General features: G+C 63.4%; 7 protein-coding genes and 1 tRNA gene. 7 read left to right on the top strand and 1 reads right to left on the bottom strand.

Features of this window, described 5'->3' with window-relative positions:
• From dnaA to ABZD10_RS10855, 6 genes are all read left to right on the top strand, one after another.
• The coding region (gene dnaA / locus ABZD10_RS10880) for a chromosomal replication initiator protein DnaA (protein WP_372886462.1) at positions 1 to 1,206 on the top strand (1,206 nt) is incomplete at its 5' end.
• Positions 1,207 to 1,392: 186 nt separating this feature from the next.
• Positions 1,393 to 2,511 carry a DNA polymerase III subunit beta gene (gene dnaN / locus ABZD10_RS10875; RefSeq protein ID WP_372886461.1) on the top strand — a complete coding sequence of 373 codons (1,119 nt, stop codon included), beginning with the start codon at positions 1,393 to 1,395 and terminating at the stop codon, positions 2,509 to 2,511.
• Positions 2,512 to 2,564: 53 nt separating this feature from the next.
• The gene (gene recF, locus ABZD10_RS10870) at positions 2,565 to 3,674 is read left to right on the top strand and encodes a DNA replication/repair protein RecF (RefSeq protein WP_372886460.1); all 1,110 of its coding nucleotides are present in this window, start codon (positions 2,565 to 2,567) and stop codon (positions 3,672 to 3,674) included.
• A gap of 99 nt (positions 3,675 to 3,773) precedes the next feature.
• Complete coding sequence (gene gyrB / locus ABZD10_RS10865; RefSeq protein ID WP_372886458.1) at positions 3,774 to 6,191, top strand: DNA topoisomerase (ATP-hydrolyzing) subunit B; 2,418 nt, start codon at positions 3,774 to 3,776, stop codon at positions 6,189 to 6,191.
• Between the two features lie 173 nt (positions 6,192 to 6,364).
• A complete protein-coding gene (locus ABZD10_RS10860; RefSeq protein WP_372886457.1) occupies positions 6,365 to 6,841 on the top strand; it encodes a DUF411 domain-containing protein in 477 nt (158 codons plus the stop codon).
• 183 nt (positions 6,842 to 7,024) lie between these two features.
• Positions 7,025 to 7,100 (top strand) — tRNA-Thr (locus ABZD10_RS10855).
• Positions 7,101 to 7,147: 47 nt separating this feature from the next.
• Here the strand turns inward: ABZD10_RS10855 and ABZD10_RS10850 are convergent.
• Positions 7,148 to 8,404 carry a response regulator gene (locus ABZD10_RS10850; RefSeq protein ID WP_372886456.1) on the bottom strand — a complete coding sequence of 419 codons (1,257 nt, stop codon included), beginning with the start codon at positions 8,402 to 8,404 and terminating at the stop codon, positions 7,148 to 7,150.
• A 266-nt stretch (positions 8,405 to 8,670) separates the two neighbouring features.
• On the opposite strand from ABZD10_RS10850, the gene ABZD10_RS10845 reads away from it, so the two are divergent.
• Positions 8,671 to 8,959, top strand: a 289-nt coding sequence (locus ABZD10_RS10845) for a PAS domain S-box protein (RefSeq protein WP_372886455.1), incomplete at its 3' end; no start/stop codon positions are given.

Here is an 8,959-nt window from a genome sequence, read left to right as displayed (position 1 = left end):
TCGCAGAATTTCGGTGACCTGATCCTGCACAAGCTGACCACTGCCGGCCAGAAGGTGCAGCGGGTGCACTTCCGGGTCGCGGCCAATACGCCGGCCCGCCCCACGAGCCGGCCTGCACCGGCGCCCGCGCAGGCCGAAGACAAGTCGTCGCGCGCGAACGAGACCGTGCCCGGCGCGCCGCTTGACCCGCGCTTCACCTTCGACAGTTTCGTCGTCGGCAAGCCCAACGAGCTGGCCAATGCCGCCGCGCACCGTGTCGCCGAGGGCGGGCCGGTGACCTTCAACCCGCTGTTTCTTTACGGCGGCGTCGGGCTGGGCAAGACCCACCTGATGCACGCCATCGCCTGGGAATTGCAGAGCCGGCGGCCCGATCTCAACGTGGTCTACCTGTCGGCAGAACAGTTCATGTACCGTTTCGTGCAGGCGCTGCGCGATCGCAGGATGATGGATTTCAAGGAACTGTTCCGCTCGGTCGACGTGCTGATGGTCGATGACGTGCAGTTCATCGCCGGCAAGGACAGCACCCAGGAGGAGTTCTTTCACACCTTCAACGCGCTGGTCGATCAGAACAAGCAGATCATCATCTCGGCCGACCGCGCGCCGGGCGAGATCAAGGATCTCGAGGATCGCATCAAGTCGCGGCTGCAATGCGGGCTGGTGGTCGATCTGCACCCGACCGACTACGAATTGCGGCTCGGCATCCTGCAGACCAAGGTCGAACAATACAAGATGCAGTATCCCGACCTGCAGTTGGCCAGCGGGGTTCTGGAATTCCTTGCCCATCGCATCTCGACCAACGTGCGGGTACTCGAGGGGGCGCTGACGCGGCTCTTTGCCTTTGCCTCGCTGGTCGGGCGCGAAATCACCATGGAACTGACCCAGGATTGCCTGAGCGACGTGCTGCGGGCCTCGGAGCGCAAGATCTCGGTCGAGGAGATCCAGCGCCGCGTCGCCGAGCATTACAACATCCGCCTCAGCGACATGATCGGCCCGAAACGGGTCCGTACCCTGGCCCGGCCGCGTCAGGTGGCGATGTATCTGTGCAAGCAGCTGACCAGCCGTTCGCTGCCCGAGATCGGGCGCCGGTTCGGCGGCCGCGACCACACCACGGTGATGCATGGGGTGAAGCGCATCGAGGAGCTGAGGGCGCAGGACGGGCAGATCGCCGAAGATCTCGAACTGCTGCGCCGCTCGCTCGAGGCCTGACGGCGCGCGAAAACTGGCCTGTTTGGGGCTTGTTGCGGCCCTGTCGGGCGGTGGTGCCTGCAAATCGCGGCGCCCTGCCCGCATGGTTCTTGACGCTCCTGTGATTTATGCCGAAAAAAGCGAAAAGGCTTGCGCCAGAGGGGGAAACCGATAGGGTGCCCCTCCCGGCAGACGGAGGAATACGGCATGAAGATCAGTATCGAACGCGGAAATCTGCTCAAGGCAGTGTCGCAGGCGCAGTCGGTGGTCGAACGCCGCAACACGATCCCGATCCTGGCCAATGTCCTGATCGAGGCCGAGGGCGACACGGTGCAGTTCCGGGCCACCGATCTCGATATCGAGGTGGTCGACCGGACCCCGGCGATGGTCGAACGCGCCGGCGCCACCACCGTTGCCGCCACCACCCTGCACGAGATCGTGCGCAAGCTGCCGGACGGAGCCCTCGTGACGCTGACCGATGACGGGGCCTCGGGGCGGCTCACGGTCGAGGCCGGGCGCTCGAACTTCTCGCTGGCGACCCTGCCGCGCGAGGATTTCCCGGTCATGGCCTCGTCGGAATACCAGTCGAATTTCTCGGCCCCGGCGATGGTGCTGCGGCGCCTGTTCGACAAGTCGAAATTCGCCATTTCGACCGAGGAGACCCGCTATTACCTCAATGGCGTCTACATGCATGTCGCCGACGGCGAGGCCGGCCGCGTGCTGCGCTGCGTGGCCACCGACGGCCACCGTCTGGCGCGGATCGACGCCGACCTGCCCCAGGGTGCCTCGGACATGCCGGGGGTCATCGTGCCGCGCAAGACCGTGGGCGAGCTGCGCAAGCTGCTGGAAGACGACGAGATGCAGATCGCGGTTTCGGTCAGCGAGACCAAGGTGCGTTTTGCCACGCCCGACATCACGCTGACCTCGAAGGTGATCGACGGCACCTTCCCCGATTACACGCGGGTGATCCCGCAGGGCAACAGCCGCAAGCTCGAGGTCGATGCGGCCGAGTTCGCCCAGGCCGTGGACCGGGTGGCCACGGTGTCGTCGGAACGCTCGCGCGCGGTCAAGCTGCAGCTAGACGAGGATCGCCTGGTGCTGTCGGTCAATGCGCCCGACAGCGGCGCCGCCGAGGAAGAACTGGCCGTCGCCTATGGCGACGAGCGGCTGGAGATCGGTTTCAACGCCAAGTACCTCTTGGAGATCGCCAGCCAGGTCGACCGCGAAAACGCCGTGTTCATGTTCAACTCGGCCGGCGATCCGACCCTGATGCGCGAAGGCAATGACACCAGCGCCGTCTATGTCGTGATGCCGATGCGCGTGTGATCGGCTGACGCCGATGCCTCCGGCGGGGATATTTCCGGCAAGAGAAAGACGGGATGTCTGAGATGTACCTGTCGCGGCTGGCCCTGTCGCATTTCCGCTCGCACAAGACGGGTGTGGTTGCCTGCGACGGGCGACCGGTTGCCATCTACGGGCCCAACGGCGCCGGCAAGACCAATATTCTCGAGGCGGTTTCGCTGTTCTCGCCGGGGCGCGGGCTGCGCCGGGCCAGTGCCGAGGCGATGACCCGGCGCCCCGAGGTGCTGGGCTGGAAGCTGCGCGGCGAGCTGTGCGGCGATGGCCAGCGGCGCGAGGTCGAGATCTGGTCGCAGGAGGGTCTGGCGCGGCAGCTGAAGGTCGACGGCAAGGCGGCGCCGCAGACCGCGCTTGGCCATCTGGCGCGGATCCTGTGGCTGATCCCGGCCATGGACCGGCTGTGGATCGAGGGCGCCGAGGGGCGGCGGCGGTTTCTCGACCGCATGGCGCTGTCGTTCTTTCCCGACCATGCCGCCCATGCGCTGACATATGAAAAATCCATGCGCGAGCGCAACCGGCTGTTGAAGGACCAGATGCGCGATGCCGGCTGGTATGATGCGCTCGAGGCGCAGATGGCCGAGGCCGGCGCGGCCCTGCACGACAATCGTCAGAAGGCGCTGACATATCTTGCGGCGGCGCAAGCGGATGCGGAGACCCGTTTTCCCGTCGCCGACCTGGCGCTGACCCATGCCGAGGGCGACATGCCTGCCACCGCCCGGGATCTGCGCGAGGCGCTGGCGCAGAGCCGCCCGCGTGACCTGATGGCCGGGCGGACTTTGGTCGGCCCGCACCGCTGCGACTTGGACGCGGTCTATGCGGCCAAGGAGGTGCCCGCCAGGGATTGTTCCACCGGCGAGCAGAAGGCGCTTTTGATTTCGCTGATCCTGGCCAATGGCCGGGCCCTGGCCAAGCTGACGGGCGCGCCGCCGATCCTGTTGTTGGACGAGGTGGCGGCGCATCTGGACGCGGCGCGCCGGGCCGCGCTTTACGACGAGATCTGCGCCCTTGGTGCCCAGGCCTGGATGACCGGCACCGAGGCCGGGCTCTTTGCCGAACTGGAGGGCAGGGCGCAGTTTCTCGAGGTCGCGGAAGAGGGTGGCCTGTCGCATTTCACGGCCAGGCATTCCTAGCCCCAAAGGGGCGCCAAATCGGTAAAATACTTGTCTCAGCCGCGTGACATTCCCGCCCCGAACACTTAATTTGCCGGGACTGATAAGGGGAAACACCACATGTCCGACGAGACCCAGAACAGCCCGGAATACGGCGCTGATTCCATCAAGGTTCTGAAAGGCCTGGAAGCGGTTCGCAAACGTCCCGGGATGTATATCGGCGATACCGATGACGGTTCGGGTCTGCATCATATGGTCTATGAGGTGGTCGACAACGGCATCGACGAGGCGCTGGCCGGTCACGCCGACGCGGTGACGGTGCGCATCCATGCCGACAGTTCGGTCTCGGTGAGCGACAACGGGCGCGGGATTCCGGTCGACATCCACCCCGAGGAGGGGGTCAGCGCCGCCGAGGTGATCATGACCCAGCTGCATGCCGGCGGCAAGTTCGACAGCAATTCCTACAAGGTTTCGGGCGGTCTGCACGGGGTCGGCGTGTCGGTGGTCAATGCGCTGTCGGTCTGGCTCGAGCTGAGGATCTGGCGCAACGGCAAGGAACATTACGCCAAGTTCGAACATGGCGAGACCACGGAACACCTGCGGGTGGTCGGCGAGGCCGCCGGCCGCAAGGGAACCGAGGTGCGCTTTCTCGCTTCGACCGACACTTTCTCGAACCTGGACTATTCCTTTGAGACCCTGGAAAAGCGCCTGCGCGAACTGGCCTTTCTCAATTCCGGCGTGCGCATCATTCTCGAGGACGAGCGCCCGGCAGAGCCGCTGAAGAGCGAGCTGTTCTACGAGGGCGGGGTCAAGGAATTCGTCAAGTATATCGACCGTCACAAGACGCCGATGATGGCGGCGCCGATCTACGTCAAGGGCGAGCGCGACGAGATCGGGGTCGAGGTCGCCATGTGGTGGAACGACAGCTATCACGAGACCGTGCTGCCCTTTACCAACAACATCCCGCAGCGCGACGGCGGCACCCATATGGCCGGCTTTCGCGGTGCGCTGACCCGCACCCTGCAGAAATATGCTCAGGAAAGCGGCATCGCCAAGAAGGAAAAGATCAACTTTACCGGCGATGACGCCCGCGAGGGCCTGTCCTGCGTGCTGTCGGTCAAGGTGCCGGATCCGAAATTCTCGTCGCAGACCAAGGACAAGCTGGTAAGTTCCGAGGTGCGCCCGGCGGTCGAGGGGCTGATGAACGAGAAACTGACCGAGTGGTTCGAGGAGAACCCCAACGAGGCCAAGGTGATCGTGACCAAGATCGTCGAGGCCGCCCATGCCCGCGAAGCGGCGCGCAAGGCGCGCGAACTGACCCGGCGCAAGTCGGCGATGGACGTGAACTTCCTGGCCGGCAAGCTGAAGGATTGTTCAGAGAAAGACCCGTCGAAGACCGAAGTCTTCCTGGTCGAGGGGGATTCCGCCGGCGGTTCGGCGCAGACCGGGCGCGACCGCCAGACCCAGGCCATCCTGCCGCTGCGCGGCAAGATCCTCAACGTCGAGCGCGCCCGCTTCGACCGCATGCTCTCGAGCCAGGAGATCGGCAACCTGGTGATGGCGCTGGGCACCGGCATCGGCCGCGACGAGTTCAACATCGACAAGCTGCGCTATCACAAGATCGTCATCATGACCGACGCCGATGTCGACGGCGCGCATATCCGCACCCTCTTGCTGACCTTCTTCTATCGCCAGATGCCGCAGCTTATTGAAAAGGGGCATCTCTATATTGCCCAGCCGCCGCTTTACAAAGTGTCGCGCGGCAAGTCCGAGGTCTATCTCAAGGACCAACCGGCGCTGGATGATTACCTGGTCGAACAGGGGATCGAGGGCGCCATGCTGCGTCTGGGCAACGGCATGGACATCGTCGGTGCCGACCTGACGCGGGTGGTGACCGAGGCGCGCCAGTTGAGGCGGGTGCTTGACGCCTTCCCGACCCATTACCCACGCCATATCCTGGAACAGGCGGCGATTGCCGGCGCCTTCGTGCCCGGTGCGGTCGATGCCGACCTGCAGGGGGTGGCCGACAAGGTGGCGGCGCGGCTCGATCTGATCGCGCTGGAATATGAACGCGGTTGGCAGGGGCGGATCACACAGGATCACGGCATCCGCCTGGCACGCATCCTGCGCGGTGTCGAAGAGGTGCGCACGCTGGACGGGCCGATGCTGCGCTCGGGCGAGGCGCGCAAGAGCGGCAGCTTTACCGAGAGCCTGCAAGAGATTTATGATGCGCCGGCGACGCTGCTGCGCAAGGAACGCCGCCAGAGCATCCACGGCCCGCTGGAACTGCTGGACGCGATCCTTCAGGAGGGCGAGAAGGGCCTGTCGCTGCAACGCTACAAGGGTCTGGGCGAGATGAACCCGGACCAGCTGTGGGAAACCACGCTGGACCCGGATGCGCGCACCCTGTTGCAGGTGCGGATCGAGGACATGGCCGAGGCCGACGACCTGTTCACCAAGCTGATGGGCGATGTCGTGGAGCCGCGCCGCGAATTCATCCAGAAGAACGCGCTGAGCGTCGAGAACCTGGATTTCTGAACCCCTGTAGGATTCCCCATAAACCTTCGCGACACCCATAAGTGTTCGCGAGACACCCATGACGGGAAAGCGCCCTGCCGCCCGGTTTGACCAAGGTCATGACGGTCGGTGGTGTTTTCTGGCATCAGGGGGCAACCGACATCGGTTCGACACGAACAGCCAGAGGCAATGACATGACCAACTCAAACCCCCATCGCCGCCTGTTCCTGCTTGGCCTTGCGGCCAGTGGGGTCAGCCTGGCAACGCCGGCCTTGGCAACCACCAGACCCCTGATCCGGGTCCTGAAGGATCCTGACTGCGGGTGCTGTGGAAGCTGGATCGACATCCTGAAGCGTGACGGTTTCGAGATGCAGGTAACGAACACCTCGTGGGAGGCGCTGTCGCGCTACAAGGCGGCAAACGGGATCCCGGACGAGATGGTTTCCTGCCACACCGGTCTCGTCGAGGGGTATCTCATCGAAGGGCACGTGCCGGCTGCGGACATTCGCCGTCTGCTGTCAAATCGCCCCGACGCGGTGGGCCTGTCGGTGCCCGGAATGCCCTATGGCTCGCCCGGCATGGGCCCCGAGAGCGAACGCGAAGGCTATTCGGTCTTCCTTATCAAGAGGAACGGCCGCAGCGAGGTTTTCAACACCTATGGTGCCGCCTGATCCGGACCCGGTTGCAGACGTGGTTGCAGGGTGTCTTGACCGCCACCGGCCTGTGCCCAAGCGGGGGCCGGCTGGGGGCCGCCGCGCCTTTGACCGGTTCGAAAAAAGCCCGGCTGGCAGGCCTGCAAAGCGCGCATGAGCGCTTGCGCGAGTCAATCGAACCGGGTAAACGATCCTCCGCATGCCTCAATAGCTCAGCTGGTAGAGCAGGTCCTTCGTAAGGACAAGGTCGGGGGTTCGAGTCCCTCTTGAGGCACCATTTCACCTCATCCCGATACCGAGTTTCGAAATGCCGGGGCTTGGAACCTAAAGCAGCTCTTCCTCCATTTCCGATATCGACTTGCGCAGCCGGCTGATCGGGGAATGGAACATCGAAGGCGATTTGGTGGCACCGACGACCAGCGCCACATTGGCCTGAACCAGGATGTTGTTGCCATCGTTGAGGCCGCAGATCGCATCGTCGAACATCTCGGGGAACCGCTCGATATACTTGACGCCGGTGTCGCGGACGGTGCCGCAGAACACGCCGTTGCCGAAATAGGAGAACATCGAGCGGTGCGGCCGCAGCAGTTCGGCGACGACCACGGCTGCCTGGTTGATCAGGAACTTGAACTGGCGGGTGTCGCAAATGTCGAAGATCTCGCCGACATTCTTGATGCCAAGGGAAAAGATGTGAACATCTTTCTTGCTGTTCGAGTTCATCGTCTCGAGGAAGTTCTCGAAAGTCGAATGGGCCAGGAAACGCTTGCTGCAGGTGAGGTTGTAGGGTTCGTCCAGACCCACGCGCGTCTTGGCGACCGGCTCATCGGCCTCCTGGGTCGCCGCGGCGGCAGATTCGGCGGCCTTTGAGATCGACTCCAGGTTGCGAAGCGGCTCCATCCTGAGCGGGCTTATCATCTCGGCCATCGCCGGGCGCGAAGTGGGCATGGCCGGGCGGGATTGCGCGAGGTTCTGGCGAACGGCCTGGAAACTGGGCCTGCTCGGCGGTGCGGTTGCTGCCGGGCCCGGCTGCGGCCGAGGCGGAAACGTCGATTTCGCGACCTCGGGCGAAAACGACGGGCCGGGCACGAAGGCGGGGGCGGGACCGCTGTCGGCCGGCGTCGCCAACGGCGCCGGTGCGGCGCTTTCGATGGCCGCTGCGCCGGCGTCTTGGGGCAGGGCGTCGTCGACCTTCTGCTTGGCGAGAGACTGCATGCGCGCCACGGCGGACTTTACCCGCGTGTTGAGATCATTGGGGTCGAAGGGTTTGGTGACGTAATCCGTCGCCCCGGCGGCGAAAGCCGCCTCGATGTAATCCTCGTCGGACATCGCGGTCAGCATGAGGATCGGCGTGTCCCTGTAGGCGTCGTGAGAGCGAATGACCTCGCAAAGCTCGACGCCGGTCATGCCGGGCATCTGGATGTCGAGAAGAAAGCACTCGACCTCGGCGTTCTGGGAAACGAAACTGTCGATGGCGGCCTGCCCGCTGCCGGCGGTGTCCACGCTGTGGTTGCCCACCGTTTCCAGCGATACTTTCAGAACAGCCAGAATGGCTGGATCGTCATCTACGCAAATCAGCTTCATACACCGCTCCGATTGTTCTGCCACAATGCGGCCGGGACATGCTTTTTTGCTTTGGTTTCCGGCCTTTGATTTTGATGTTACAGGGATCGCACTCGTTACACTTTTAAAGATACGTCAGGAAAATATGAATATCAAACTGGTTGCGCGATTTTTTTGTAATGGCCAACAACTTCTTGGACATGTGGCAGGTTTTCATCAATAGTATGAGGTGAGCGGTATCTTGATGAAGCCCGGCACCCGAACGGCTGGGCACCAAGGAGAGCACCATGTTCGAAAGCACTTTGCAGGACCTCCCCTGGACGGCCATTTTATTACTCATTGCAATCGCCCTGCTGGCCTATCGCAACATTCTCACCGGCGTGAGGCTGAAAACCTTGAAACAGGCGATCGATCAGCACGCCATCTACAGCCGCACCGATGCCAAGGGCGTCATTCGGGATGTGAACACGAATTTCGAAAAGGTTTCGGGGTACAACCGCGACGAATTGATCGGTCAGGATCACCGCATGCTCAACTCGGGCTATCACGAGGGGACGTTCTTCGACCGCATGTGGG

The sequence above is a fragment of the Shimia sp. genome, assembly GCF_041624275.1.
In the GTDB taxonomy this organism is placed as follows: Bacteria; Pseudomonadota; Alphaproteobacteria; order Rhodobacterales; family Rhodobacteraceae; genus Shimia.
The sequence above is the reverse complement of the archived record's forward strand: the minus strand, read 5'-3'. Positions and strand labels throughout refer to the sequence as shown.

What these genes read in the sequence shown, in the direction of transcription:
- recF (WP_372886460.1), top strand. Translation starts at nt 2,565, where the DNA reads ATGTCTGAGATGTACCTGTCGCGGCTGGCCCTGTCGCATTTCCGCTCG.
- ABZD10_RS10850 (WP_372886456.1), bottom strand. Translation starts at nt 8,404, where the DNA reads ATGAAGCTGATTTGCGTAGATGACGATCCAGCCATTCTGGCTGTTCTG.
- ABZD10_RS10860 (WP_372886457.1), top strand. Translation starts at nt 6,365, where the DNA reads ATGACCAACTCAAACCCCCATCGCCGCCTGTTCCTGCTTGGCCTTGCG.
- gyrB (WP_372886458.1), top strand. Translation starts at nt 3,774, where the DNA reads ATGTCCGACGAGACCCAGAACAGCCCGGAATACGGCGCTGATTCCATC.
- dnaN (WP_372886461.1), top strand. Translation starts at nt 1,393, where the DNA reads ATGAAGATCAGTATCGAACGCGGAAATCTGCTCAAGGCAGTGTCGCAG.